Origin of the sequence: Bradyrhizobium sacchari (assembly GCF_002068095.1) — a bacterium.
GTDB classification, from domain to species: Bacteria; Pseudomonadota; Alphaproteobacteria; order Rhizobiales; family Xanthobacteraceae; genus Bradyrhizobium; species Bradyrhizobium sacchari.
The window spans coordinates 58,833-85,027 of sequence record NZ_LWIG01000059.1 but is presented as its reverse complement, the minus strand read 5'-3'; the positions used below and the strand labels follow the sequence as shown (position 1 = coordinate 85,027).

General features: G+C 56.9%; 19 protein-coding genes and 2 pseudogenes. 11 read left to right on the top strand and 10 right to left on the bottom strand.

Features of this window, described 5'->3' with window-relative positions:
• Window positions 1-152 precede the first annotated feature (152 nt).
• From A5906_RS36210 to A5906_RS46535, 6 genes and pseudogenes are all read left to right on the top strand, one after another.
• Window positions 153-1,424, top strand: coding sequence for an extracellular solute-binding protein (locus A5906_RS36210; protein WP_080139915.1), 1,272 nt, complete (start codon window positions 153-155; stop codon window positions 1,422-1,424).
• Between the two features lie 45 nt (window positions 1,425-1,469).
• Window positions 1,470-2,324, top strand: coding sequence for an alpha/beta fold hydrolase (locus A5906_RS36205; RefSeq protein ID WP_080139914.1), 855 nt, complete (start codon window positions 1,470-1,472; stop codon window positions 2,322-2,324).
• An 842-nt stretch (window positions 2,325-3,166) separates the two neighbouring features.
• Complete coding sequence (locus A5906_RS36200; RefSeq protein ID WP_136615738.1) at window positions 3,167-4,810, top strand: carbohydrate porin; 1,644 nt, start codon at window positions 3,167-3,169, stop codon at window positions 4,808-4,810.
• Between the two features lie 1,067 nt (window positions 4,811-5,877).
• Window positions 5,878-6,351, top strand: a complete 474-nt coding sequence (locus A5906_RS42160; RefSeq protein ID WP_136615737.1) for a hypothetical protein — start codon at window positions 5,878-5,880, stop codon at window positions 6,349-6,351.
• On the top strand, window positions 6,348-8,042 hold the full coding sequence (locus tag A5906_RS36190; protein ID WP_136615736.1) for a beta-L-arabinofuranosidase domain-containing protein: 1,695 nt from the start codon (window positions 6,348-6,350) through the stop codon (window positions 8,040-8,042). Before A5906_RS42160 ends, A5906_RS36190 begins: the two co-directional genes overlap by 4 nt.
• Window positions 8,043-8,045: 3 nt before the next feature.
• Window positions 8,046-8,777: pseudogene (locus tag A5906_RS46535) on the top strand (outer membrane protein assembly factor BamB family protein); the annotation flags it as partial.
• Window positions 8,778-8,815: 38 nt separating this feature from the next.
• On the opposite strand, the gene A5906_RS45675 reads toward A5906_RS46535, so the two are convergent.
• The 3 genes from A5906_RS45675 to A5906_RS36175 form a co-directional block, all read right to left on the bottom strand.
• A complete protein-coding gene (locus A5906_RS45675; protein ID WP_245327094.1) occupies window positions 8,816-10,063 on the bottom strand; it encodes a hypothetical protein in 1,248 nt (415 codons plus the stop codon).
• 495 nt (window positions 10,064-10,558) lie between these two features.
• A complete protein-coding gene (locus tag A5906_RS36180; RefSeq protein WP_080139903.1) occupies window positions 10,559-12,472 on the bottom strand; it encodes a UbiA family prenyltransferase in 1,914 nt (637 codons plus the stop codon).
• A gap of 53 nt (window positions 12,473-12,525) precedes the next feature.
• On the bottom strand, window positions 12,526-12,831 hold the full coding sequence (locus A5906_RS36175; protein ID WP_136615735.1) for a hypothetical protein: 306 nt from the start codon (window positions 12,829-12,831) through the stop codon (window positions 12,526-12,528).
• Between the two features lie 232 nt (window positions 12,832-13,063).
• Between A5906_RS36175 and A5906_RS42155 the strand changes: the two genes are divergently transcribed.
• Complete coding sequence (locus A5906_RS42155) at window positions 13,064-13,369, top strand: hypothetical protein (RefSeq protein ID WP_136615734.1); 306 nt, start codon at window positions 13,064-13,066, stop codon at window positions 13,367-13,369.
• A 626-nt stretch (window positions 13,370-13,995) separates the two neighbouring features.
• Here A5906_RS42155 and A5906_RS36170 read toward each other — a convergent pair.
• From A5906_RS36170 to A5906_RS36155, 5 genes are all read right to left on the bottom strand, one after another.
• Window positions 13,996-15,216, bottom strand: coding sequence for an amidohydrolase family protein (locus A5906_RS36170; RefSeq protein ID WP_161495475.1), 1,221 nt, complete (start codon window positions 15,214-15,216; stop codon window positions 13,996-13,998).
• 42 nt (window positions 15,217-15,258) lie between these two features.
• Window positions 15,259-16,101, bottom strand: a complete 843-nt coding sequence (locus tag A5906_RS36165; protein ID WP_080139895.1) for a class I SAM-dependent methyltransferase — start codon at window positions 16,099-16,101, stop codon at window positions 15,259-15,261.
• Window positions 16,102-16,124: 23 nt separating this feature from the next.
• On the bottom strand, window positions 16,125-17,288 hold the full coding sequence (locus A5906_RS36160) for an aminotransferase-like domain-containing protein (RefSeq protein WP_080139893.1): 1,164 nt from the start codon (window positions 17,286-17,288) through the stop codon (window positions 16,125-16,127).
• Between the two features lie 41 nt (window positions 17,289-17,329).
• Window positions 17,330-17,473: a hypothetical protein gene (locus A5906_RS42775; RefSeq protein ID WP_161495474.1), complete on the bottom strand. Its 144-nt coding sequence runs from the start codon at window positions 17,471-17,473 to the stop codon at window positions 17,330-17,332.
• A 311-nt stretch (window positions 17,474-17,784) separates the two neighbouring features.
• Window positions 17,785-18,825: a pyridoxal phosphate-dependent aminotransferase gene (locus A5906_RS36155; RefSeq protein ID WP_245327093.1), complete on the bottom strand. Its 1,041-nt coding sequence runs from the start codon at window positions 18,823-18,825 to the stop codon at window positions 17,785-17,787.
• Window positions 18,826-19,697: 872 nt separating this feature from the next.
• Here A5906_RS36155 and A5906_RS36150 point away from each other — a divergent pair.
• From A5906_RS36150 to A5906_RS45665, 3 genes and pseudogenes are all read left to right on the top strand, one after another.
• Complete coding sequence (locus tag A5906_RS36150) at window positions 19,698-20,510, top strand: class I SAM-dependent methyltransferase (RefSeq protein ID WP_161495473.1); 813 nt, start codon at window positions 19,698-19,700, stop codon at window positions 20,508-20,510.
• Window positions 20,511-20,851: 341 nt separating this feature from the next.
• Window positions 20,852-21,289, top strand: a pseudogene (locus A5906_RS45670) (TauD/TfdA dioxygenase family protein); the annotation flags it as partial.
• A 1-nt stretch (window position 21,290) separates the two neighbouring features.
• On the top strand, window positions 21,291-21,796 hold a 506-nt coding region (locus A5906_RS45665), incomplete at its 5' end, for a TauD/TfdA dioxygenase family protein (RefSeq protein WP_245327092.1).
• 360 nt (window positions 21,797-22,156) lie between these two features.
• Here the strand turns inward: A5906_RS45665 and A5906_RS36140 are convergent.
• Window positions 22,157-22,918, bottom strand: a complete 762-nt coding sequence (locus tag A5906_RS36140) for a CDP-alcohol phosphatidyltransferase family protein (RefSeq protein ID WP_245327091.1) — start codon at window positions 22,916-22,918, stop codon at window positions 22,157-22,159.
• A 303-nt stretch (window positions 22,919-23,221) separates the two neighbouring features.
• Entirely contained in the window at window positions 23,222-24,418 is a 1,197-nt protein-coding gene (locus A5906_RS36135) for a pyridoxal phosphate-dependent aminotransferase (RefSeq protein ID WP_080139886.1), read from the bottom strand.
• Window positions 24,419-24,921: 503 nt separating this feature from the next.
• Between A5906_RS36135 and A5906_RS36130 the strand changes: the two genes are divergently transcribed.
• A complete protein-coding gene (locus tag A5906_RS36130) occupies window positions 24,922-26,139 on the top strand; it encodes an aminotransferase class V-fold PLP-dependent enzyme (protein ID WP_245327090.1) in 1,218 nt (405 codons plus the stop codon).
• Window positions 26,140-26,195: the final 56 nt, after the last annotated feature.

Below are 26,195 nucleotides of genomic sequence, written 5' to 3'. Positions count from 1 at the left end.
GTACGTTTGTCAAAGTCGTCTGGAAATTGTCACTGTGCTTTAAGCGAACCGACATCGGCGCATCAGAGGCCGGGCCCATCTTCGAAACCAAAGGGGCGCCGGTGCTTCCAGAATGGGAAGATCGGACCTGCGTTTTCCCGGAGAGATCATCTATGACCAAAACTGTCTGCCTCAGCGCGATTATATTGAGCTTGCTAGGTTCAGCCGCCGTTCATGCGGAGACAGTACTGGCCGTCTCTTACGCGCTGCCGAGCAGCTACAGGACGACGCAGGAGCAAATTGCGAGGCGCTTTGAGGCCGAGCATCCCGGCGTTCGAATCGACTTACGTGCGCCGCTTGCAACGTATGACGACGTCGTCAACGAACTCCTCAAGTCTCGTCTCACCGGCGGGGCACCTGACATTGCATTCGTCGGCATGAACCATATCGATCTGGTCGCCGAACGTGGTCTCGCCCTGCCGTTGGACCGGTTTGTTCAAAACCAGGGCGGATGGGAGGCGTTCGGCTATTATCCGCCAATCCTGTCGCTCGGCACCGTCGCCGGGCGCCAGTACGGCGTGCCCTTCGCGATCTCACTTCCAGTGCTGCATGTAAATGTCGGTCTCGTGCGCCGCGCTGGCGGGTCCATGGAGAGTTTCCCCTCCAGCTGGGAGGGCATCGCCGAGCTTGGGCGGAAGATCTCGACGCTTGATCCCAAGCTTACCGGCTTCGCATTCCAGTACGATTCCTGGGGCAACTGGACGCTTCAAGCTCTCATTCGGGGCGCCGGCGGGCGAATGGACGCGACGAACGGCTGCGGCATCGGCTTCGATAATCCCGAGGGGCGGTGGGCGCTTGAGACTCTCCAGTTGTTTCATGACAAAGGCATGCCGGCGATGTCATGGCAGCAGGTGCTACAGGCCTTCTCCTCCGGCACGATCGGAATTTCCGCCGCATCCGGCGCCTCGACGGTTCGCAACGAGGCGGAGATCAAAACGGCCTTCGAATATCGAACCCTGCCGTTTCCGATAACATCGGCCAATGGGAAGCTGCCCGCCGGCGGAACCATTCTCGTCGTCACCACCTCCGATCCGGAAAAGCAGAAAGTGGCTTGGGACTACGTCGAGTTTGCCACCGGACCGGCAGGCCAGACCATCATGGCCCAGAATACTGGCTATCTTCCGGTCAGCCAGCGCGCAGTCGATGATCCGGCGTTGCTCGGGTCCTTCTACAAGAGCCATCCAAATCAGGCGACGGCCCTCGCCCAGATGGGAAAACTGACTAGCTGGTATATGTGGCCGGGCCCCAACGGGCTGAAGATCCCTTCCGTTATCCAGGAGCATGTGGACGCGATCGTCACCGGCAAGGCAGGTGCGGGAGAGGCCATGCCGAAGCTTGGTGTAGCCGTGACCGCCTTGTTGCCGCCCTGCAAAGCAGCCAAGTGAGCGGGAGCAGCTCGAGCCCGGAGAGCATCAGACAAGCCAACCACGATGACAGTCAGATATGACTATGTACGGGTCAACAGCGCCCGTCTCCTTTGTGCGTTTGCCGGTGAAGATTGCGCCCGGACGTTGATTGTTGTCCATGGTGGGCGGGGCTCGTCGGAGCACGGGCCAGATTTTGCGGCCTTCCGTCCGCTCGCCGACAGCTTTCGTCTCGTCGCCTATGACCAGCGCGGTTTCGGTCGATCGGAACAGGCCGAACCAATCACCTTCGATCAACTGGTGGATGATTTGGAGGCGCTACGAAAACTTGTTACCGGCGACCGACCGGTTGCTGTGGCCGGCTTTTCCTTCGGCGGTATGGTTGCCCTTGCTCATATTCTCAAATATCCGCAAGGCGTTTCGCATCTCGTACTTATCGGAACGGCGGCGAGCCATCATTTTAAGGCGCGCGCCTTGGAAGGCTTCGACCGCCGGGCGGCACTGGCGCCGATGGCGACCCGTCAGATGGCCGAGAAGCGGTTCGGGATAGGGATGGTAGACGACATTGAGTTTCGCCTCATCCGCTTGGCCATGAGCCCCCTCGACGACGCGCGGTGGACACCCGACGTCGCGCTGGAAGCGGCTCGAACCATGCCGCTTAGCGCCGAGGTTCATACCCGTCTTTACCAGGGCGAGCGCTACGACCTGCGGGATCGGCTGCGTGACATCAGGGTCCCGAGCCTAGTCATTTGCGGCGCGGAGGATTGGATCTGTCCCCAGGAATTTTCCACCGCCTTGGCCGAGGGCATACCGGATTCCCGCCTCGTGGTCGTGCCCGGTTGCGGCCACCCAGTCCACCAAGAGCGGCCGGATCTCGTCGCCGACGAAATTCGCAGATGGACATCCCATTCGAGACGCTAGCTCACAGGAGGAAGAAACTCTCTCGATTGCGCACTAGCGGCTTCAGGATACTCGAGCCAAGCGAATCAGGAAGGCCTCGACTGGTCCCCACTTCAACGCGCTGCGGTGCGCAGTCTTCCGGAATGGTCAAAGCCGGACCACACAGCAAGGGAAGTGCCAGGACCGACCTCTTATTGTAATCGCGCTCCATGAATGGGCGCATCTTGGCGACCTTGACCAGCTGATACGAATTTGAATGTTGCTGCGGACGTTTTTTGAAGCGTCTTCCCTTGCCGGTCCATTTCGCACCGCGCGATTGCGATCGCGTACCTTACATCCATCGTACCGAGCCTCTTCCGCTGCCTCAGCTTGACAGGAAACAGGCCCTTCATCGAACGGGCCGCAGTTTCTTCGATTCCTGCTTTCTATGCTGGATCACTGCAGGCTCCACGGAATGCGCCGATTCTCGCAAGTCGACTCTCTTCTAGTCCCCTTGGCGTGTCGGCAGCCGGTGGTCCCGAACATCCATGCGATCGAGGACGTTTGCCACGAAGCGTTGGGTACGTCTGTGAAAGTGGTCTGGAAATCGTCGTTGCTGCTTAGCCAAACCGACATTGGCACATCAGATGCGGAGAGCATCTTCGCAGCCACGTCGGGCCCTTGCTTTCAGAACAAAACATCCAGGCCCCGGAGATGCTCATGACGAAGATATCTTGCGTTGGTGCGACTGCATCCAGTCTGCTGGGGTCGGCGGTTGATTGTCGTCGCACTAGCCAATTCACCGAGGCTTGAGCATACACGTCCCATTCGCGTGGGGGGCCTAATTCACCAATCCATGGTTGCGTACTTTCTGGAGACTTTCCGTGCTAAAACGAACGATCGGAGTGATATTTACCCATGCTGATTCTGATTTTGCGAGGCCGCGGCGGTCCGGCAAGTTCGTTACATTGCGATCGACCGTGTCTAGCGCTTTCACTGGTTGCGGAGCTTTGCATTTTGGTTCTGCTGCTGTCGGTTGGATGAGTTTCGCAACCACTGCTAGGCGATTGCGTTTAGTGATGCCCGGAGGATCGATGCGATGCGCGAACTTTCGTCCTGGAAGCGCACTTGTTTCTAACTCTGCGATTGATGCATGGCCGCTTTCCTTTGCCGCCTTTCTGGCAGTAGCTGGGATGAGTGGAGCGACCTCGGCGTATGCTGCCGATGCGAACATACGGAGTGACAACAACGGATCAGTTGCGTCGCCAGCAGATAAAGTCAAAACGGACGCGCCGGTAGATCCCGATTCTCTCCGCATTAAGGGTTTGAACATCGGGCTCCCGGGCTTCAAAGATACGATTGATCCGGATGTTGGGGGCGCTCGATCCGAGCTTGCGAAAGCTGGCATCGGCTATATAGGCATGAGTCTGAACAACTTTTACGAAAACACCTTGCCTCACGCGTTCGCGCCCACGCACGCTCAACAGCTGTACAATGGGCAGAATTTCACGGCGAGCTCCCAAAATTTCATGTTCATCACATACGATCTCAGTCGATTTGGGATTCAGGATGGTCAGATCGTTGTCGCCGCTGGGGATAGTCAGTACACGTGGAATGGCGGTGGCCCTAGCCGCTTCGGACTCACTATGGCGACCTACTATCAGACATTCTTGGACCGAACGTTCGAGCTGAAGTTAGGTTATGTCCACAACGGGTGGGAATTCGCTGGCACTAACGTGGGCGGAAGCTTGGCCTCAAGCGTCTTCGGTCCGGCAGGGAGTATCATTTACCAGGGTGGGATCAACAATGCGAATGTGCCTACCCCAGGTGTGATCTTCAAATACAATATTGATGATCATTTTTATGATAAGGTGACTGCGCAACGCTCAGTCAGTCCCGACGGCCAAGTTGCTGAGGTCAATGCTAATCCGGCAGCTGTCGATTGGACGGTCCCGAATGCTGGGGTGCTTTATCTCAACGAATTTGGCTATAAACGCGACGCCGCACCAAATGTAGCCCAAATGTGGGTACGGGCCGGCGCCGCGTACAATACGAGTAATTACAACAATAAGGAGTTTCCCGGAACCAGAACGGAAGGAAATAGCTTCTATTACCTTTTGGCCGATCGGCAGCTTTGGCAGAGTGTTCCGGTTAAGGGCTCCGCAGGCCGTGGCGTCTACGCCGGGTTTTCAGTCATGTACGCGCCACCAGAGCTTAATACAATTAGCCAATATTATGAGGCAAGGCTGTACGGCAAGGGTCTATTCAATAGCCGTCCAGACGATTTGATATCCTTGGTGTTGACCGATACGGTTTTCAGCAACTACTCGGTCTACCAAGCTCTGCTCAAGAACCAGCTAGCCCACACCGACAGCAAAGCCATAACGGTGAGTTACAACGCTCATCTTGCACCAGGCATCTATGGCAGCGTGGGCCTGAGTTATATAGATCACCCTACCAGCGTGACTTATACAACGCAAACTGGCAGCGCTCTGAATGCCTTGGCTGCGTTGAACATCTTTTGGTAGCTGTTTGTAGCCGCGGTAGGGATGCTTATCCCGGCGAATGTGAGCAGGAATTAACGGAGCGCGCCTGCGCGAATTGAAGCGCCGCGCGGGTCGCTGCACCGGGTGGTGGAGCGTCAGAGCTCGTACTCGCGCATTCTAAATTCGCGAATTTCTTTTGAGTGCGACCCTGTCCCACCCGTTTGAAATGAACGGACCGGATAACGCCTGAACATCGACAACCAAGGTGTTTCTCATGAGCAATGAGATTTGCAATGGACTGCTTGGCGATGTCCGGTTCATGTCCTAGCCCTAGCTGGGAGAGCGAGCGTTGCGCGACATGGAGTCGGGCTTTCGTTGTGTTCGAGGGCGGACGGTCTTGAAAGGCCGTCGGTGCACTCTTCAGAACCGGCGACTGCTTCCAAGTCTTCAGCTGGGGTTGGCATCGGCTCGGATCCTCTTGCCGGCTACCATAACCGTACGCCGGAGCATGGCTGGCTTTCGAGCGCCACAATCCTGGCCGCGATGCTGCTGTGATCGTGGGCTCGGACAATACTCGTCCATTATGGCCCTCATCTTTTTTCTGCCATCGTGCGGGCCATGATGCAACTCGTCCCTTACGATGGCCGAATTCCCAATATTTCCTGCATATCGCGCTGCAACTCGATCCGGTCTCCGTCGTCTCGACGAGAGTCGTGCCCTCACTGAGGTCGTCTCGCTTCGGTCATCTCGTGTGCGCGCTAACCTGGTGTTGCTACGCGATTGGCGTCCACGACTAGTAATGGGAAGTGCGCAGCGTGCGGGATTGAGCCATCATTACTATATCCGAGATGCAGCCCGCCTACGAATCGTAGCTTCGTAGCCTGCTCCGGCGCGCCGCAACCTAGAATGAGATCAATGAGAGTTTCCGTTTCCCGGGGGCCGTCGGCTGACAGGGTACGTCTGTCAAATTCGTCTCGAAATTGTCAGGGCGGTTTAGACGAACCGACATCGGCGCATCAGATGCCGAGCTCATCTTCGAGACCAAGAGGGGCGCTGTTCAGGTCGAATTCCGACCGGACTTAGATCGAAGTTCTTCCGAAGGAATGCAAATGAATAGACGCGAGTTTTGTGAACTCATTGCTGCGGTCGCTGCTTCCGGCGTGCTTAGCTCCAACGTTGTCGAAGGCGCTCCTTCGGGGGTCTTACCTGCTGACCACGAACCATCCTGGGCGGCAAACGCAAATTATCCGAACAATCGCGCCCCATTGGGCCGAAGCCGTTACGTCAAACTGCCGCTGGGTGCGGTCCGTCCAACGGGGTGGCTCCTCGACCAACTTAATTTGCAGGCGCGCGGTATCACTCGTGATCTTCCCGGACTGTGGGATATCGTTGGGCAATCTGGATGGAAAGGCGATACTGGTAAGAATGTCAGCGACGGCGTGTTCGACACCAATGCTCGTTTCGTACCGCGTTGGCTTGAGGGTTTGACGATGCTCGCCGGTGTCCTTCATGACGACGAGCTTAAAGCCGTCGGAAAACCCTATATGACCACGCGCTTTCAGTCAAAGACCTCACCAGCGTGACGCCGAGCGTCATCGCGTGGTCATGGTTGGCCAGAGTCATGCCGGAATACCATGAGTTGACCGGCGATCAGCGAGCCATTCAGCTTGTTCGCCGCTTCTTGGATTATGCGGATAGTGTGCGCGAACCCGAGAACCTCGCGGTATTCAGCTCGAAATGGTCCGGCGTGCTGCTGAGTGCGGGCATCTGGTACTATAACCAGACCGGCGATGCGGATGTGCTTGCCTTGCTGCAACGTTGCACGAAGCGTTCTATCGATGACTTCGAGAACTATTTCAGGAACTTTCCAAAAGACCCCAAGGCTTTTGCGGAGATGTGCGACTTCGTCCCGCATTATTGCGATGCCAAGGGCAAGGCCGGTGAACCTGCCTATGAAGGCCAGACCCCAATTGGCCGTCACGGCTTCACCGCAGTGATGGCTCTCAGCTATCCCGCGTTCCACTCGCTCATCTCCGGTGATCGGAGTGAAAGCGAAAGTGTTGTGCAAGGAATGGCCAATCTCGATCAAACTTATGGTCAGGTAGGAGGCAGATGGGGAGCCGATGGATGGTTCGTAAGCACCGACCCTATCGTTGGGAGCGAGACGTGTGCTGTCGCGCAGTCATTTTTCTCTCTCGAGAACATCGTGGCGGTCATGGGTAACGTGGAGGTCGCCGATCGTATCGAGCAACTGATCTTCAACGCTTTCCCTGGCGCTTGTACGGCCGACATGTGGGCGCGGCAGTTCTACCAGCAGTCGAATCAGGTCCTGGTATCGGTTGCCAAGCGTCCATGGAATTCGCCGGGGACCGACGCCGGGAATATCTACGGATTCAAGCCCTGTTATCCGGGGCCCTTGGCCGACGTGCATGCGCCATGGCCACGTTATGTAGCCTCCATGTGGATGGCCACCGCGGACGAGGGCTTGGCAGCGATGAGCTATGGTCCCTGTCGCGTTAATGGCAAAATCGGAAAAGGTGCGCCGATAGAGCTTGCCGTCGAGACAGACTATCCGTTTTCCGACCGCGTACGTGTGACCGTCCGATGCAAGGAGCCGGTCCGCTTCCCGCTTCACTTCAGGATTCCTAAGTGGTCAAGCCAAGCCGAAGTTTCCGTCTCGGGCAACGCGACCCCGTGGCGACCGCAGAGTGGCACCATGCTGAAGGTGGACCGCGAATGGAAGGACGGCGACGTCGTTACGTTGAACTTCAATTTCAAGATACGTACAGAAACGCGTGATAACAACGCCGTGGCCGTTGCCTGGGGGCCGCTCTTTTTCGTCCTTCGAATTGGGGTGGCCTTCGAGAGAATTCCGACGCTGACCGCTTATAGAACGGACGAGCTGCCGGTTTCGGCGCCGCTCGGCTGTGTCGACTGGCATATCGCGCCGACCACCGATTGGAATTACGCGCTCTCGATCGATAGGAACAACCCACAGTGCGAGATGATCTTCAATAAGATCAGTTCAATGCCGTTTGCTCAAAAGGGAGAGCCAGTTCGGGCGCCTGGCTCGAACGAATATCTTCCCTCGCAAAACGATGTCCCGATGCTTCTTAGAGTGAAGGCGAAGCTAGTCCCTCAATGGGGCATGAACGGGGCCAATGCAGCGCCGGTGCCCATGAGTCCGGTCAAGACCAACCAACCCGAGACCGTAGTCGAGCTCATTCCCTACGGCTGCTCGAGACTCCGTATCGCGGAATTTCCAACAGTCTGAACGATGCCTGCCGGTCGGCCGATGGGCAACATGAGGCCGCCCCAAGCAACAGACTGCTGGCGGCGAGCACCATCGATCCAGATCGGCCCCGCCTCCTTTTTTGGAGGGAATACAAGCGCACGAGGCCGGCCCCTAAGCAGCTCGGCCGTTGATTGCTCACTTCGGACTTCCCCAACTACCATTAGGGAGATGAAAATGGCCACATACAAACAAATGACGGTCATTGGAGTCGCTATTGTTGTCGCTTTAACTGCATCACTGCTTGCGGCCGTATCTCTTAAGCTACCTGCTTCACACGCGACCTGCGCCGTGACTCCAGAGTGGCGGTGCGAGCCCGGCCAGTGGACGACCGGTGGTCGCGACTGGCGCCAAAGCTACAACTCTCCGCTCAACCAGATCAACAAGGACAATGTAGCTAAGCTTGGCTATGCCTGGTCGAGTGACATCGACGGCGCGTCGAAACTGGAGGCCACCCCGATAGTTGTGGACGACGTCATGTACCTCAGCAGCATAGCAGGCATCGTCTATGCGCTTAACGCGGCGACAGGCGAACAACTTTGGCGGTTCGATCCGGGCGTGGCAAGTTTTGCAGCTTTGTACTCGAAAGCGTGCTGCGGCCCCGTAAATCGCGGCGTCGCCTTTTGGAAAGGCCGAGTATATGTGGCGGCGTTCGACGGAACGCTATATGCCCTGGACTCGAAGACGGGTGGCCTTATCTGGAAGGCTGATACGATCATCGACAGATCTCGCGCTTACAAGAGCACGGGTGCGCCCTATATCGCCCGCGATCTAGTAAGCAATTGTGCCAACACCGTTAGGGGCAGCAGGGTGGCGGCGCTACGTCCGGTTTGCGCAAGAGGGCTCAGGAAAGCAACGACCGCGAGCATCCAGCAGTAATTGACAGCGGAGCCCAACGCGGACAGGTGCGGCAGAATCAAAAAGGTCAGCGCTAGAGCGATGCTGGTCGGAGCCTGGCAGCGCAGAACCATTCCATCCCGATAAAGCGTCGCGCCAAGGCATGTGAAGACGGCCACCAAGAATACGGTCGAGGGATCGATGCCGATCGGATCGATCCCCAGCAGCGCAATCGCAATGGTTAAGATCAACACCGCAGTGCGAGCCAGCGATCGGATCAACCTCTGCGTAGGCTCCATGAGAGTGCTGAGCAGAAGGGCAGTCGCCGCCACCGCAGCGATAGCGAGCTGTGAGCGACTGGTGGCGAGCCAGTCGATCCTGAACATGCTAGCCACCTCGTGCCCGCTGCCCAGCAGAACTTCAATCTTGGCGCTGTTGACCATACGGCCTACCAGCCCGGCGATGCCACCGTCGATCAAGTACGCGGTAACTATGAGTAGCGAGAGCGCGACCAGCGCCGAGCCGACCACGAGCAGCGGCGACTTTCGGCGCAAAATGACATAAAGCCCAACGATCAGCGCAATGGCCGCAGCGGTAGTCAGCTTGGCCATGAAGCAGCACCAGCCGCCAACGCCGACCAGGATACACCCCAAGACTTGGCGCATGCGTCCCGGCCGATCGCCTAGCAGCAGACCGATCATCACCATCAAGACCGATTGAATGTTCAGTATAAAGTAGTTGGGGGTGAGCAGCCAGAGGTGAAAGGCGACTAATGCCATGCTGGCGATGCCCGCCGATAGCACCGCAGCATGCGGCCAGCTCACTCTCCAGAGGCGCCCGACCATCAGATAGCTGAGAATCCAGCTCAGTGCCATGGTGAGTGTGACGTTCGCCATGCGAAGCACTGCGATGTCGCCATCCGCCCACTGATATGGCCAATGATAGACGAAGCCGAAAAGGGAAGGCGGACTATTGATCGCGTAGGCGAATGGGTTCGCAATAGAGTTGAGGTAGAGACCATCCACCATGATTCCGAGGCCGTACCTGCTGTAGTATAGCAGCCGAGCAAAGAGGATGACTGTGGTTACGGCAGAAAGAGCTAGCAAACTCCCATCGAGCAAGACTGACAACGTTCTTCCGTTGGCAAAGTGGTTATCTCTTAGCATAGGCTCCTCCTGCCAGCTCGAAGGGGACGCCCCTTTCGATGGATCAGCTCCCGAGACGATTTTAACTGGCCCGAGGCCAGCCATCTCCTCCCAGGATTGATAGAGTGCACTACACATGCTCAGCGACAAAGGCTTACGACATCGTTGAACCTCGCGGCCAGCTCATCGAGTGCCGACCACGGCCGTCATTCCGAGCTGTGGTAGGTAGCATCGAGGAGCAATCGCTGTCGCGCAGCTACTTGGCCTCTGTCTACGTTGCCGCAGATATTCATGGCAGACCCCGGAGGTCCGTCACGATCTCCGCCGTCGCCCGTCGCCATCGCGAAATCAGCCAGGTCCTCAACCATGTCCCGCCAGCTTGTGTCCACGTCACTCTCAACGCACGCGACCGCCGCATAGTCCGACCTCGAGTATTTCTGTCCTGCGCGCTGTCGCGAGGTATGGAGGCGACGAGCGCATCAAGCCAATGCCGCCCAGGAAGCAATCTAGAATGCGTCAAATGGCGAGTATAACTACGGCAACAATCGAAGCGATGGCAATCGCGCTGATACGGTCCGTAAGTGCGAAGACAATAGGGTCGTCGTGCATTAGACGCCGGTTCGCCATCATAAGCGCCCTGCCAATCCAATACAGAAGAATTGGACAAATGAGCCACAGTGCCTTCGGATGTCGATACAGCATCTGCACATCCGGTGATGCAACATAGAGTGCAAAAATCGTAATAGCATTCAAGCCAGAGGCAGCAGCTAAAGTGACAACGATGTCAGCATCTCCGCCCCTATAGTCACGATCTGAACGATCCGGGAGGCCGCGGTCGAGTCTCGTCGACAGCTCAACGTACCGCTTGATTAGCGCGAGCGAGGTGAAAATGAACATAGAGAACATGAAGAGCCACTGCGAAAGTTGAATTTCAGCTGCCACGCCGCCCGCAAGAACGCGTGTCGCGTAGAGCATTGCCAGCACCACGACGTCCACAATCATCTTTCGCTTCAAATAAAGAGAATAGGCACTCGTTAGAACAAAATAGCCCGCCAATACGCCGACAAACTCAAGTGAGATTGTGGTCGACAACATCAAAGACAATATGAGGAGCGCCGGAACGATCAGCAAGCCGGTCCGCAATTCGAGAAGGCCACTCGCAAAGGGACGAGCACGCTTGCGGGGGTGCGCGCGGTCAGATTTAAGATCTAGCAGATCGTTGAGAATGTAGACGGCCGACGCACAAACACAAAAAGCAAGAAACGCGATTACATCTGCGATGATTTTGGCCAACGTAAATTGATGCGAGGTCGCCGATGGCACAAAGATAAGAAGGTTCTTGACAAATTGGTGGACCCGAAGAGCCTTGAACCACGCCGCGCTGGTCGCGTTCGAGTGATCTAATGCGACGTGGTTACTCTTGAGCGCCACGAGCCGGCGCTTTACTGAATTGGAATGGCCGACCACGTAGGCTTTGTTGGCAATCTCCCACACTGGTAAATCTGCGGGAGTGTTGCCGATGTAATCAAAGCCGTTCTTGCCGAAGGCAGCCGTGAGTGTCTCAGCCTTCAAAGATCCCGACAAACTCGTGTTTGCGTCAGAAGCAAACCAGCCATCGAAAATGCCAAAGTGGTCTGCGATGGCCTTGGTGTGCTTCGCGTTGGCTGCGGTGGCCAAGTAAACCTTCGTGCCTCGTTCTTTGGCTGCCTGGATTAGTTCCATAACGCGGGCGTTGTACGGGAGAGTCGCATAATCCAGTTCGGATGCTTCGGCCAAATCATTTTCGGCGGCCGCTTTGCCATTGGCCAGGGCGCGGACCGCTGCAAAACTCGCGGGGAACCCGAGATGCAATACGTTTAAGAACGACTCATACCGCAGATTTGTGAGCAGCAACGATCCGTCTAGATCTACTACCAAAGGTTTTTCGTGAGACAATTCCGCATCCGCCAGTGTAGCATCATCACTAGTGCGCCGGATGCCTTGGAGAACTGTTGGCAAAACGTCGCCCAATCGGGCCGGATCACCGATAAAGGCGACGTAGCCCTCACGATCGATGACAAAGCAAGTAGGAATTCGGAAAGACACGGTGGCGTCCATCCAAAGCGTTTTCATTTCACCCGTGTCGTCCAACGCGATCCGATAATTTAGATTCGGGAACGTTTCGGTCAACCATGCGTCCAACCTGGTTCGACCCTCGTCCGGCGTCGGAGTGCGTTCGCATGCTGCGATTCCGATGATCTCAAGTCCGCTATCTTTATACGTCTCTTGTAGCTGGATCAGATTGGATATTGCTGCCACACATGCGCCGCACCAAGCGGCCCAAAATTGGATGATGTACACTTTCCCGGGCTGGAAGCTCGTGAGGGGCTGGCCGCGCAACCAGCTCTCCACTTTAATTGGGGGAACGATGGACGCCACACGCAGCACCATGTTGCTCTCTAACGCTATTGCGGTACACGCACATTGTGCGCGAGCCCGCCCTTTCAGAAATGCGGGGAGAGCGTTTTCAGCGGAAGGAGAGTGGCGCTCATCTTCGTATCTGAGTGAACTCGGCCCAACTCAGTGTTGCCACATCTCAATAGCAACGGCCGTGCCAGCACCGTTTGCGCATTGAGCGCCTGAAGGCACTTGAAGGTCTCCTCCAGCCCGCGGCAAGTGTAGTGAACCTGACGGCTTTGTGCGGATCTTATCAATTCGACACCACTCACGCGCGTGGCGTTGAGCGTGCTTTGGTTTTTGCCTAACGCGGCGGTCTTGCCGTAGGTGATTAACAGAAACGAGGTCGCCAAAGCGCGACCCCCAATCAGATCTCTATCAACTATCAACATCGGTGTTTGATCTAGAAGACAGCAGTCTGTCACCTGTCTATTGATCAAGGCGCGGGCCAGTCAAAAACGCCTGCGTAGAATAAGACCTGCAATATAGACCAGGGTCAGTCCTCTGGGGACCTGATCGATCACTCACCCTTTCACGGCGGAAGGGGGCACGTTCAGACCTGTCCGGCCTTGATGCCTCCTCGCCATGAAAGCGCATGAGCGCATCCTGGATTCGATCGAACCGCCGGTGCTTGTTGACGCCGAGAACGGCATCTGGAACTTCACGAATGCGAGTCTACTGGCGCGCAACTTCCGTGAGTGCAGCCATGCCAGCATCGGGCTCGATTGGCTGCTTTCCGAAGATGAAATCGTCGCATTTCTTCGAACGATATCGACGCATTGTCCGGCTGGTCGGGCCCTGGGGAATCGCGCTGACCGCGGAGCATTGAATCGACGTTGGCGCGGTAATCAAGATCCAAGAACCTTCTTTAACAAGTGCCTGTCTGGCTAAGGGAGGCCCCGATCCGGTCGCTGTTCTCGGAGCCGGGATCAAGGGCGCGTCGGTTGCGCGTCATCTCGCCAAAAATGAAGTGACCGTGTCAACCGCGGATATTCGTTACAGTTACGCATGCAGATATGACGCTTGCCCCATATATCGCGCTACTGCTCACCACAGAAATTTCAACGGAGGCATCATGTGAGGCAATTGACGCCTTTCGACCCTTTCGTTTCATCTGCCGCTAGGTCAACAGGTGCAGCATCTAAGTGGGACTCAAGCGTTGGCCGGCAGCTCCGCAACTGTGCCCATCGCAGCAACGGCACCTGCTCGGAGTTCTGCGTCTGAAATTCACCCCTCTCGTCCTTGGCGGGGTTAGCGCTGAGGGCTAGCATTCGTGATCAAAGCCACGTCTGAGGACTAGGAGTGGGAGGGGGCTCCCTGCCAAACGACGGTCAAATCCTTCTTCCCGGCACGTTGCTCCCTTGCGACAACTGAGGGATGTCACTCGCGAGTGAGGTCGGATCATCTGTTGCCTACGATTTCGTGATAAGCGTTAGTTCTGCTGCATACAGATTCCTGATTGTTTGAGAAGGGGCTGAATGGAAGCGGCAGCCTCTGCTGCAGGAGTCCAGAGGAACTCACTCACCGGGGGCGGTGGACAAAACCGCACCGCCCGGGAACTTTATGGGCAGCCTCGCCGGATCTATTAAGCGGCCGGATTTGACGACCAATTCGACTTCGCCAAGTGCAGCGATATTTGATATCGGGTCGGAATCGAGAACGACGAGGTCGGCCGTTCTTCCCGCAGCTATGATCCCCACTCGATCATCGATGCCTAACAGGATCGCGGCGTTCCGGGTGATGGCTTCAATGCACTGCATCGGGGTCATCCCCCATTCCTGCATCGTGCTGCATTCATCCATCAGATTGCCGAGGCTATCCGAGCCAAAGGCAAGCGTCACTCCCGCGTCAAGAGCATTTCGAAAGCCTACTTTATGGTGTTCAACGAGCTTGGCGCTCTGACGCATGATGCCTTGACCTCGACCCCAATCATTTCGGAGTTCCTTATAGCCACTAAGAGTGGGCACCAACCCCACGCCCCTTTTTGACATGTTTTTTGCGGTAGCAGCGCTCAGGAATACACCGTGCTCGATGGTGTCAGCTCCAGCCTCGACAGCATTCGCGATCGCTTCGTCGCAGAGCGCGTGTGCCATGCATCTGCGGCTATGGTGGTGCGCAAGGTCGAAAGCGGCCCGCATTGTTGCAACATCCATGTTAACCGTGCTTAATGGCTCGCCTTCGGCATGGCCCCATTCGATGCTCGCCATGCACTTGATGAAGTCAGCGCCGCGCTTAATCATCACTCCGGTGGCTTTCTTCGCCTCGAGAGGAGTATCCACCTCAACAAAGATCTCGTGCGCGTACCCCGCTGTTTCAGTAAGGCCCTGAGCGGCGGCGAGAATGAGAGGCGCGACGATATCGGAGCTTGTAATCGCAGACTTCAGCGACAGCGACAATCCTCTGGGGGCGCCGGCGTCGCGAACTGTTGTTACGCCCTCTCGCAAGTTGACCAATGCGTTTTGGATGCCCCGCGCGACCATTAGCGCATCATCGGCACTCGCGCGATCTGTCCGCGAGCCACGAAGTCGTTTAGTTGTTAGATGGTCGTGAGCATTAATAAAGCCTGGCAAAAGATACTTCCCGGTCAGGTTTATAAATCTCGCGTCGCCCTGGTCAGGCAACTCACCTGCAGAGCCGACGGCCATTATGCGATCGGCCTCCACAACGACCTCAGCATTCGCAATTGGGCGGCCCCCCCGACCATCGATTAATGTTGCGCCACTGAATACCAAACGCATTCTGATCTCCGCCATCCACAGCCGGAAGACTCCCGTAGACCCCTAGGCGCGACGTGCTGTGATGATTTCGGCCTCGTAAGGCATCTCAACAAGGGCGTCGCTGTCCCGGTGCTGTTCGAAGAGGGTGCCGAGCGCCGTAAGGATCGCATTCTCTCCCGCGCGGCAAATTGCTTTCTGTACGATTGTGAATGACCTTGCGCGATTCTCGAACCTTTCGCGATCGATCAGCTCGAAAAAAAGGAATGCTTCTCGCCTCACGTCCTTCAGACCGGCTTCGGCTAATAGCTCGTCCGCAATATCGATCTCTGAGTAGCCGCCCTCAGGTCTGGAATGTCGATGCCGCCGGTAACCGGGGAGTGCGGCCTCGATGACCGAGAGAAAGCCATCCGCGAAGGCGCTACCCCTGTCGTGAGGTTCATATTGAACGATCGCGAGGACGCCCCCAGGCGCCAGGACACGCTGGGCCTCTCGATAGAACGCCGGACGATTGAAACGATGCACCGCGCTGGCAGCGGTCACCAATTGAGCGGAGCTGTCTACCCCTTGCAGATGTTCGGCGACCCCATCCACGTAGTGCACGCGCATACTGGTTGATGTTTCAGACTCCGCGTGTCGCCTCATATCTTGATTAGGCTCAACAGCGGAGATCTGGAAGCTCGAGCCAAAAGCCGCGGCTAAGCTTCGCGTGAACAGACCGGTCCCGGCGCCGACTTCGACGATGCGACCACCTTTGCAATCACGGAGCAGGGACCTCAATTGTTCTGCGATGCGCGGCGGGTACTTCGGGCGAAATTTATAAAAGTAGCCGAGACCATCAAAGTCGTCCCAGGGCCTGTGCATCTGGCCCGACGCAGGTTGGCTCGTTGTCGTGCTTTTTATGGACATATTGTGTCTCCCTAACGCGATGCCTAGGCCAATCGGCACCTGTCGTACTCTGCCGCAATGATCGCGAGTGCACTTTCAAGGGTTGAGTCGTCTGAGGGGTTGCCGAGGCCGAACCGAATCGCTCGCGGCGCCTCCGCTTCACCGATCACGAAGCCATCACTCTTCGAAACGAGCACGCCAGCTTGCTCAAGCCTCGTGGTTAGATCGGTACTGGTTATATTAGGTGGCGTTGGCATCCAAACATGGAGACCCCCATCCCCGAGTCGGTGATCGATATTTGTGAGGTATTGATGGACCAAAGTATGCCGCGCTGCGGTTGCACTACGAACAGCATCGAGAATCTTTCCGATTGATGCAGTCTCAATCAATTCTGTAGCGAGTGCAGCACTGAGGGGGGCCGTCATCCAGAAGGTAGCCCTGACTCCTGGCCAAAATAAATTCGCCGCCGCCTCCATTGACGGCGCAACGACATAGGCCACCTTCATTCCCGGCGCGACACTCTTGGCCAAGCCGAGCAGATACCAAGAAATTTCAGGGGCAAGTGCAGAGAGCGGTGATGGCGCATCTTGAGGAATAAGGCTGTAGATATCATCCTCGATGATGAAGGCGCCGAACTCTCTAGCAATCGCGACGGCTTCCTTGCGTCTTTCCAAGGACATGGTGACGGTGGTCGGGTTTTGGAGCGTGGAAAGAGCATATAGCGCTTTCGGACGATGTATCTTACACACCTTTCGGAACGCATCCGGGATCATGCCGTCGTCATCCATCTGGACCGGTGCCAACCCTACACCATAACGGGCTGCAAATGCCTTGATCGGCGGGTAGGTTAGCTCATCGACGGCCAGCATCCCGCCAGCACCAACGAGGCCGGGAATAAGCATGTTTAGCGTACTTTGTGTGCTGCTTGTCAGGACCAAACGCCCTTCGTCAGCTCGATAACCCAGGCGCGAGGCGCAGAATTCAGCCCCCGCTCGCCGGTCAGCTTCCGTTCCGCACCAACGATGATGCCCGATAACTTTGCTCAGAGCCTCCTTCGCCAAAATATTGGTTGCTGCGGTGCTGACGACCGGATCAAAGACATATGGTACTGGCGGCGGAGGATTCAGCCTGAGCGCGATCGGGTCGTTGGGGCGATTGTTAACCTGGGTTTGAAGTGGGGTTTTCACAGCCGGTGCTGCCGTGTTCATTGGGGCGTTCTCCTAGATGTCTTGCGAGCAACATGTCCGTCTCAGTGATCCAGAAACCAGCTCCAGAGCATCGCCGCAATGCCGAGCTCTATCTTGCCATTCAAGGCCAAAAACAGCCCGAGGATGGCAAACACGTATGCGACGGCCGTGATCGCATTTGCATAGTCACGCAGATACCCGATCATCACCTTGCTCCTGCTCTCAGCGGGTGGGAAATTGCCGCGCGAAGCGCACAGCCTATCGGTAATGCGAAAATCTCCTCGCCAGGCGCAAATCCTTGGTACCCGTCCGGAGCCAGCGGGTATCGCTACAATCCACATTTTCAAGATCTCCTTGAGAGGTTCAGGCGGCTGTTAGCCTGGTTTTCAGGTTGTTCAACGTTTCGCCTACGCGTCTCAGCCCCAACTCCACCTGGTCTGGTGGAGCACAAGGAGACACCGAAAGCCGTTCACGTCGCCAAACGTTGCGTCAGCCACGCATCCCAAATCGGCTTCGTCTAAGACCAATCGTACGCTATCGTGGCGGATCGAACGGAAGGGTTAACCGTCACATCAGCGAAAAATCTGCTGAGATTCAGATAAAAGAAGAATGAGCCCTCGGCGGACGGCGTGGGCACGTCGACTAGGCCAGGCAGGATGCGAAGATCAGTCTTGCGAGCCAGGGACAGGCGCTGATGCATCGTCCGTTCGAAGCTGCCGTCGCCGAATTGAAGATGGTCCAGGATCGCGACATTGGGGGTTGAGGTCGTATAGCTGTGCAGCTTCTTGGCCGCGGCAACGACCTCCGGAGCGGCTACGAAATAACCTTGGCGCCAACCGGTGATCGCCAATTCCTTGTGGAAGGCGTTGATCAGGATCGTCCCCGAACGCGGACCGAGATGCGCCATGACGATCGACTCCTGGCGCGCACCGGTAAATGCCAAGCTGGAGTAGCATTCGTCGGAAACGATCCAGAGCAGGTAGTTGATTGCGAGATCGCCGATGGTCTGGGGGGGTGTTTGATCAGAGACTGCGCAAGTCGCATTGTTCAGCGAGTTGATGATAATGGCCTTAGTGCGAGGTGTGACGGCAGTCCGAATTGCAATGATCTCTGGGACGTATGTCGGAGAACGAGCCTCAACGAACACGGGCTTTGCGCCGGCGAGAATAACCTGAGACTGGAATGTCGGCCAGCAGGGGCGAATGATGATGACTTCGTCAGCCGGCTCGAGCACGCCCGGGATAGCGTCGAGCAGTCCTTGCTTTGCACCCGCAGTGATAGGTATCTCTTCTGTATTCCAGCCGAGTCCTGTTTGCGCCGAAAGTTTGTCGGCGAAAGCTTTGCAAGACGACTTCAGCCCGATCGAATCGGTGTACTGGTTCGTTCCTGCATTGATGGCGGCAATCGCTCCTTCTGCCAGAGAGGATGGTGGCTCGATAATGACTTGGCCACCGGTCAGGTCGATCAGCTGACCGCCGGCTTCGGCGGCTATCTCGGCGGCCTCACGGGCAGCGGCAGTGCCAGAACCTGGAACGGATGAAATCTGCTGCGCCAACATGCCCGTCAACTCCTGAGCTGATTGCGAATTTGAAGGTGGTCGAAACCGCCTGGCCACCGCTAAGCGATCTACTTGCAGATCTCACTTACCCGTCTGACGAGCTAGTCGAATACTGAAGCGGATCTGAGCATGCAGCAGTTCTGTGAGCGGCTAGGCACCGCATCGATCAGGTTTCCTAGCGAGCCCAGATCCTGGCTGAGGTTGCGTACCGAATTCCGAAAGCGTGTCTTCGCTCGTCATTCATAAAAATTGCCATGCGTCGGCTCTCTCGATCAATTGCTGACGTGGGTAGTTGACCGGGGCGAGAGTTTTGTAAGTCCCGACAGAATTGTTGCAGATCTACCTGCTAACCGTCGACATGATCGTTCCAACATTCCAGATAGATGTTCTTCTGGAGATATAAGCATCCCCGAACGCGAATCAGGCGAGCTTACTGGCCACCTGTGAGCGCCGCGAGATCCGCGTCTCTGGCGGAGCCATTTGCTCGCCGAAGATGCTCCGACAACCGGCATCCCGCGTTGCATGGTGCCGTTCTTTTGATTTATGTCATCGCTAATGTCGCCGTTGGTACAAACACAGGTGTCGGATCTCTGACGCATGTCGCGAATTCTAAGATGCGCTTAACACGTCGCAATCGACACAAAATCCCAAGCCTATGGTTCCAAGTGAAATCTTCGCGAGCGACATGATTGGCATGAGCCTTGCTATTTCTCAGCTCGGGTCCTCGTAGCTTCTGGCGGATTTGAGTAACTACGAGACTTTGCTCGCGAACCCCTGAGTGTGTCCGAGTGATGCGGCTGGCATGCTCATCGGTGCCGTGCCGGGAGACCGGCCGCAGCCATCGAACGGTGACTCCGAATGAAGAGGTGGTCATGAATACCCCCGTAACATGGCAGCTCTTTGATGGCTGCGCGGTCGGCTACGATGAGCATAGACCGAGGTATCCTGAAGACGTCTTTGACATTCTCTCACGCTATCATATGTCACCTGCGCCGATCCGCTCAGCTGTAGATGTTGGAGCTGGAACGGGCATCTTCAGTCGACAGCTCATGCAGGCGGTGCCGAGCATTGTGAAGTTGACGTGCATTGACGCGAACTCAGATATGGCGACTATCGCCAAAGAGCGTTCGACCGGCTTTAATGGGCTGGACGTGAAGGTTGGGTTTGCTGAAAAACTTCCACTGCCCGATGGTTCATGCGATCTTGTAGCCGCAGCGACGTCGGCCAATTGGTTCGATAGGCCGCTATTTTTCGGTGAGGCCACCCGGGTGCTGAAGCCTTCCGGAACGTTGCTGCTGCTGCAGAACAACCACCGGTACTGGGAGAGCGCATTCCTCGACGATTTCTATAGCTTTCAAGAGCGGCATATCCCTGGATATCGTCGTGGGTACTATTCGGATTCCGTAGGGGGCTACGGGAAAGCTGATTTTGAGACGGAACTCCGTTCGCGTCCGGATCTAACAGCGGTAGAGCGACACAACGTAGAATGGTGCCAGACGGTTAGCGCCGATCAGTTTCGGGGCTACTGCCATTCCATGTCGCATATGAAAAAGGCTATCGATCGGTCTGGTGCCGCCGCAATCGCGCAGGAGATCGATGCGCTTTTGGAGCGTCACCAAAATGCGTCAGGCGATGTGGCGGTTGAATGGCTAACTGATATCGTTTTGAGTAGAGCTAGGCTTTAGAGGAGCCGCCCGGAATGCCAAGCTCTGTCCCAGAATCTGCCTGCGCAGTTTTCGTAGAAAGTCGATGCGTTTCCCCGCTTTGGCTGCGTATCGAACTGCACTTGTCGTATCGTCGATCATACGGCACGACATTTCGGCGTGGCGCCCGGTTTTCGCGATTGGCGCTGTGCTTGCTAGGAATTGCCCGACGGGAGGCCAACGTGTGAAAGTCAGCGCCGTGGTCACCTTCTATTCGCTGCATGCAGGCGGGTTCTGAGTCCGCAATCTGGCATTCACCTGAACGCCCCGTAGCTGAATAGCTTTGTCTGGCGACGAAACCACAAGCTTGGAGAAATACCACCATGAGTAAAACTGATGTCATTCGGCCTGCGGACGTCAACAAACGCGCAGCGCGCATCGGCGCTGAAATCCGAAATATCAAGCTGTCGGGCGATTTGCCGGACCAGACGATCGCGGCGATCAATGGCGCGCTGCTTGAGCAGAAAGTCATCTTTTTCCGCGACCAAAGTCATCTCGACGACATCGAGCAGGAGCGCTTTGCTCTTCGTCTGGGAAAGCTTGTGCCTCATCCGACGCTCGGTGCTAACAACGGGACGACGTCGATCCTCGAGCTTGATTCTGCCCGCGGCGGCGGCCGGGCCGATATCTGGCACACCGATATGACCTTCGTCGATGCCTACCCCAAGATTTCGGTACTGCGAGGAGTTGTGATCCCACCATTTGGCGGCGATACGGTCTGGTCAAACACCGCGGCCGCCTATCTCGACCTGCCGCCGCCGNGGCTTGCGGACGAGCTGTGGGCCGTTCACAGCAACGCCTACGACTATGCTGTGAAGGCCCGCGCCAGCGAGGCCGACAAGAAGTATCATGAAGAGATCTTCACGCGAACGATCTATGAGACCGAGCATCCCGTGGTGCGTGTTCATCCCGAGACTGGCGAGCGCACGCTGGTGCTCGGGGATTCGGTGCTGCGGTTTGTTGATATTCCGAAATATGATGGCCAAAGGCTGTTCGATCTATTCCAGGCGCATATCACTGCGCCCGAAAATACCACGCGCTGGAACTGGAAGACGGGTGACGTCGCGATCTGGGACAACCGCGCTACGCAACATTATCCCGTCAATGATTACGGTGATGACCATCGTGTCGTTCGTAGGGCGACCATTGATGGCGATGTGCCTGTCAGCGTCGATGGCCGACGTAGCGTGATGCGTATCAGGCCACCAAATAGCCGCCCACGAGAGGCGTCTAACTGTCGCGCCTCATCAACCGTTTCCGATCGGTGACTGACCGGCAGCGTTGACTGCGCACTGTGATGACAGCGATGCCAATCTGGAGTGCAATGCGTCGGGAAGGATCTGGGCGCTGTGTTTATCTCATAGGCGGGTTGGAGCAGCGGACGGCGTCCTATGATGAGCCGCGGGGTGTCGAAGAGACGTTGGCGCCAAGCGCGAGGGTGAGGGGGCACTCCGCAGCAGCATTGCACTCCGCCTTCTCGACGCCCAGGCGCATCATCTGACATCAGCGGCGTATCGGCGGGTAGCGGCGTGGTCTACGTGATTCGGGGATACAGGCCACATTTGCCCACGCTGGACCACACTGATCATTTGCTCTCGCCGGTTACAACCTTATGTGTTGACGCTGGCCTAGTGTGGAAGTCTGGATTGGAACTTAATCACCAAAGCAATAGAGCCCGCTATCGCGAAAGCAGTCGCTATCGGGACTGCAGTCCCCCGAATTGGCGGAACCCGGATCTCACTCGTGACATGAAGCAGCGCAAGTACGATAAAGGCGATCGCCACCACCGTCGGAAAGACCTCGTCAGGGAATTGCGGTTGTGCAAGCAGGAGCACCGCAAGAAGTGGCGTATCGTACGAAACCGGAATACCCTCAAATCGCGCGTCTCGCGTGAGGCCCACATTCTCAAAATGGCTGAGCCTGATAGCACCCGCTAAGACAAGGAGCACACTCGCGAGGAGCGACAAGGCAGTTCCTTGACTGATAAGCATGATCACTGCTGCTGGGAAAAGGACACCGTGAAGGAAGTCGGCGAAGCCATCAAAGCTCCTTCCGAACTCTGGAACGCCTCGAGGGCGAAGATGACTGGTTTTGCGAGCGACGTGCCCATCCCAATGATCCAGAAACCAAGTCCAGAGCATCGCGGCAACGCCGAGTTCCAACTTGCCGTTTAAGACAAGGAACAACCCTATCACTGCAAACACATAGGCGAGGGCCGTGATGGCATTTGCATAGTCACGCAGATACCCGATCATCGCCTTTCTCTCTGCTGCAAGCGCATTGGTAATGTCTGTGGGAAGTGCGCGGCCCATCCGCGATCCGAAACGCTGCTCCACAACGCACAGATGACCTTCGGCAGGGTGCTCGAACCGTCCAGTATCGTTGGACATCGCCGCTGACGCTGGTGTTCTCGAAAGTCGACAAGAAGCGCCTGGATCGCTCGACAAACACGTGACATCCTTCCCGCACCCGTAGAGCTGGGCGATGACGTTCTGGTCGTATTCCCCCGCGATGGTTACTTCGCGGATTCCAAGACTGAAGCTGATGCGGCTCGTCGTGCAGTAATGAGCTTGTGTTCGCCTCCAGATTGGATATCAGAACGAATTCCGCTTGGAGGCACGATCTCGAGCGCCTTCCTGCAACGAGGGTCAGCGCCGGTGCGCGATTCATTTGGGATATCTTCATCTGGGAACTCAGGCAGTCTTGAGGCTATTCAGCGTCTCGACGACTCGCTTCAGTCCCGTCTCGAGCAGGTCCGGTGACACGCCGAAGGAGAGCCGCAGCCCGTTCACGTCCCCGAAGGTCCCGCCCGGAACGGATGCCACATCGGATTCCTCCAGGAGCAACCGCGCAATATCGTCGGTAGATCGAACCGGACTTTGTGCAGGCTGAATGGAGGTAAGCCTGCTCAGATCGAGATAGAAGAAGAAAGAGCCTCCTGCGCCCGGCGTGGCCACCTCCTGCAGATCAGACAGAATCAGGAGGCCAGCGTCGCGAGCCCGGCATAGGCGCTCATGCATCTCCCGTTCAAAACTGCCGTCACCGACTTGAAGGTGGTGCAGGATCGCGTGCTGCGCGATAACATTGGCATTCGAAGTCGTATGGCTCTGCAGCTTTTTTGCCGCGGAAATGATCTCTCGAGGAGCGGCGAAATAGCCCAGTCGCCATCCAGTGATCGCAAGCTCCTTGGAGAACGCGTTGACGAGGATCGTCCGAGAACGCACACCGGGATGCGCCATGAGGATCGACTCATGGCGGGTACCGGTGAATACGAAGCTGGAGTAGCATTCATCCGAAACGATCCACATCTGGTAATTGATTGCGAGATCGCCGATAGCTTGAAGGGTCGCTCGATCATAGACGGCGCCGGTAGGATTGTTTGGCGAGTTAACGATAATGGCTTTTGTATGCACCCCGATAGCCGCGCGGATCGCGTCGATGTCGGGAATATATGTCGGCGGCTGGGCATCAACGAACACGGGCTTTGCCCCTGCAAGAAGAACCTGGGATGGGAATGTTGGCCAGCACGGGCGAATGATGATGACCTCGTCACCGGGATCGAGCACAGCCAACGCAGCGTCGAGCAGGCCCTGCTTTGCACCGGCGGTGACTACGATGTCCTCCGCATTCCAGGCGATACCTGTTTCAGCGGACAGCTTTTTTGCTATTGCTTTCCGAAGCGGCATCAGGCCGATGGAATCGGTATATCGGTTCGTCCCGGCTTTGATCGCGGCAATCGCCCCTTCGCGCACGGATGATGGTGGTTCGACCATGACTTCGCCCGCTGCCAAATCGATGATATGACGTCCGGTAGCGGCCGCTGCATCAGCCGCCTCACGGGCGGCGGCAGTACCCGGACCTGACAGCAGAGAGATGCGTTGCGCCAACATGTGGGTTCCTCCTGAGCTGATTGTTGCTTTTGCTAAGGCAGTCCCAACCGCATTGCCGCCGGAAGGTAAATACCTCAAACGACATCCGCTCTTCCGTTCGGCACGCGGTGCTTGGCAATGGACCTAAGGCTCCGTCGAAGCTCGCGATCTACGTCGCGGAATGGAGCCAAGCACTTGCGCGAGGAGGAGGTGGAGAGCAGATCTGAGCAAGAGCGTTTGTTCGATCGTGTTTATCGGTCAGAATAGACAATGACTGAGTCTGCATGCTGAAGTCCTTGCAGCTGATGTTTGCTCGCACCCCGCTGCACATCCGTCAAATATTGATGGGCTTCCGTGACTCGATCAATCACCAAGGCTAGTAGTTGACCAGGACACAACACTTTGTAAGTCAGTGGCGCATTGAGCGGGATTTACCGGTCTTGCGGTGCGCAGTATCGGACGTATAGAAGTGCTTCTGGCGACGACTTCCGTCATTTGCTAGCCGCTCCATGAGCAAACCGGATTTGACACTTGCTGCGAACCCATCGGGATTTGCCCCCCGCGCCGACAACAAGGACTATTGGGGTGCCGTTCGCACGCTCTATGCCGTGACGCCGGATGTGGTCAATCTGGAGAACGGTTACTGGGGCATCATGGCGGAGCCGGTGCGGCGTGAGTTCATCCGTCAGACCGATAGAATCAACTGCGACAATAGCTACTATGTGCGGCAGAGCTGGGGAGCCGATTTCGAGGGTGTGCGCACCAAGGTGGCGGAGGCGATAGGCGCGGCGGTCGAGGAGATCGCACTCACGCGTGGTGCGACCGAGGCGCTGCAGCTTCTCATCGGCGGCTACAACAGGTTGAAGCCCGGCGACGCCGTGCTCTACGCCGATCTTGATTACGATTCCATGCAGTATGCGATGAACGCGCTCAAGGCGCGCCGTGGTGTCGACGTCGTCAAGTTCAACGTGCCGGAGCCCGCGACCCGGCAGGCTGTGCTGGACGCCTACGCGCGCGCACTCGAGGCAAATCCGAAGACGCGGGTCCTGTTGATCACCCATGTCAGCAACCGGACGGGCCTAGTCATGCCGATCGTCGAGATTGTCTCCATGGCAAAGGCCAAGAGCATCGACACCATCGTCGACGCAGCCCATTCGTGGGGTCAGCTTGATTTCAAGGTAAGTGAGCTTGGGGCCGATTTTGTCGGCTTCAATCTGCATAAGTGGATCGGCGCGCCGCTTGGGGTCGGCTTCCTCTACATCAGGAAGGACCGCCTCGCCGACATCGACTGCCACATGGGCGCTGAGGATTTCCCCGAGATCGACATCCGCTCTAGGGTGCACACCGGCACGGTCAATTTCGCGACGGTGCTGACGGTGCCGGCGGCGCTTGCGCTCCACCAGGAAATTGGTGCGCCCGAAAAGCAGGCCCGCCTGCGCTATCTGCGCGACTACTGGGTGAGCCGTGTCCGATCGTTCAAGGACATCGAAATCCTAACTCCGGACGAGACTGGCCTCTACGCTGCCATTACGTCCTTCCGCCTTGCCGGCAAGACGGGTAAGGCTGACAACGATGCCCTGGTGGCGCAGCTCAGGGACGGCTACAAGGTGCTCACCGTGCGACGGGCGGGTGTCGCCAAGGGGCAATGCATCCGCGTCACCCCTGGGCTCCATACCGAGGAATCGGATCTCGATCGTCTCGTGGAGGCGCTCGCCGTCGTCACCGGCACGAGGGCTAGCTGAGGCGCTCGTGCAGGTGGCCCACCCGAAACAGTTCGGGAGCATCCGTCTGACGACTG

Excerpts from the sequence above, each read along its gene's own strand:
- A5906_RS36210 (WP_080139915.1), top strand. The coding sequence starts at position 153 with ATGACCAAAACTGTCTGCCTCAGCGCGATTATATTGAGCTTGCTAGGT.
- A5906_RS42160 (WP_136615737.1), top strand. The coding sequence starts at position 5,878 with ATGAATAGACGCGAGTTTTGTGAACTCATTGCTGCGGTCGCTGCTTCC.
- A5906_RS36165 (WP_080139895.1), bottom strand. The coding sequence starts at position 16,101 with ATGTCCATAAAAAGCACGACAACGAGCCAACCTGCGTCGGGCCAGATG.
- A5906_RS36160 (WP_080139893.1), bottom strand. The coding sequence starts at position 17,288 with ATGAACACGGCAGCACCGGCTGTGAAAACCCCACTTCAAACCCAGGTT.
- A5906_RS36205 (WP_080139914.1), top strand. The coding sequence starts at position 1,470 with ATGACAGTCAGATATGACTATGTACGGGTCAACAGCGCCCGTCTCCTT.
- A5906_RS36170 (WP_161495475.1), bottom strand. The coding sequence starts at position 15,216 with ATGCGTTTGGTATTCAGTGGCGCAACATTAATCGATGGTCGGGGGGGC.
- A5906_RS45675 (WP_245327094.1), bottom strand. The coding sequence starts at position 10,063 with ATGCTAAGAGATAACCACTTTGCCAACGGAAGAACGTTGTCAGTCTTG.
- A5906_RS36150 (WP_161495473.1), top strand. The coding sequence starts at position 19,698 with ATGAATACCCCCGTAACATGGCAGCTCTTTGATGGCTGCGCGGTCGGC.
- A5906_RS36135 (WP_080139886.1), bottom strand. The coding sequence starts at position 24,418 with ATGTTGGCGCAACGCATCTCTCTGCTGTCAGGTCCGGGTACTGCCGCC.
- A5906_RS42155 (WP_136615734.1), top strand. The coding sequence starts at position 13,064 with ATGAAAGCGCATGAGCGCATCCTGGATTCGATCGAACCGCCGGTGCTT.
- A5906_RS36140 (WP_245327091.1), bottom strand. The coding sequence starts at position 22,918 with ATGTCCAACGATACTGGACGGTTCGAGCACCCTGCCGAAGGTCATCTG.
- A5906_RS36155 (WP_245327093.1), bottom strand. The coding sequence starts at position 18,825 with ATGTTGGCGCAGCAGATTTCATCCGTTCCAGGTTCTGGCACTGCCGCT.
- A5906_RS42775 (WP_161495474.1), bottom strand. The coding sequence starts at position 17,473 with ATGATCGGGTATCTGCGTGACTATGCAAATGCGATCACGGCCGTCGCA.
- A5906_RS36180 (WP_080139903.1), bottom strand. The coding sequence starts at position 12,472 with ATGGTGCTGCGTGTGGCGTCCATCGTTCCCCCAATTAAAGTGGAGAGC.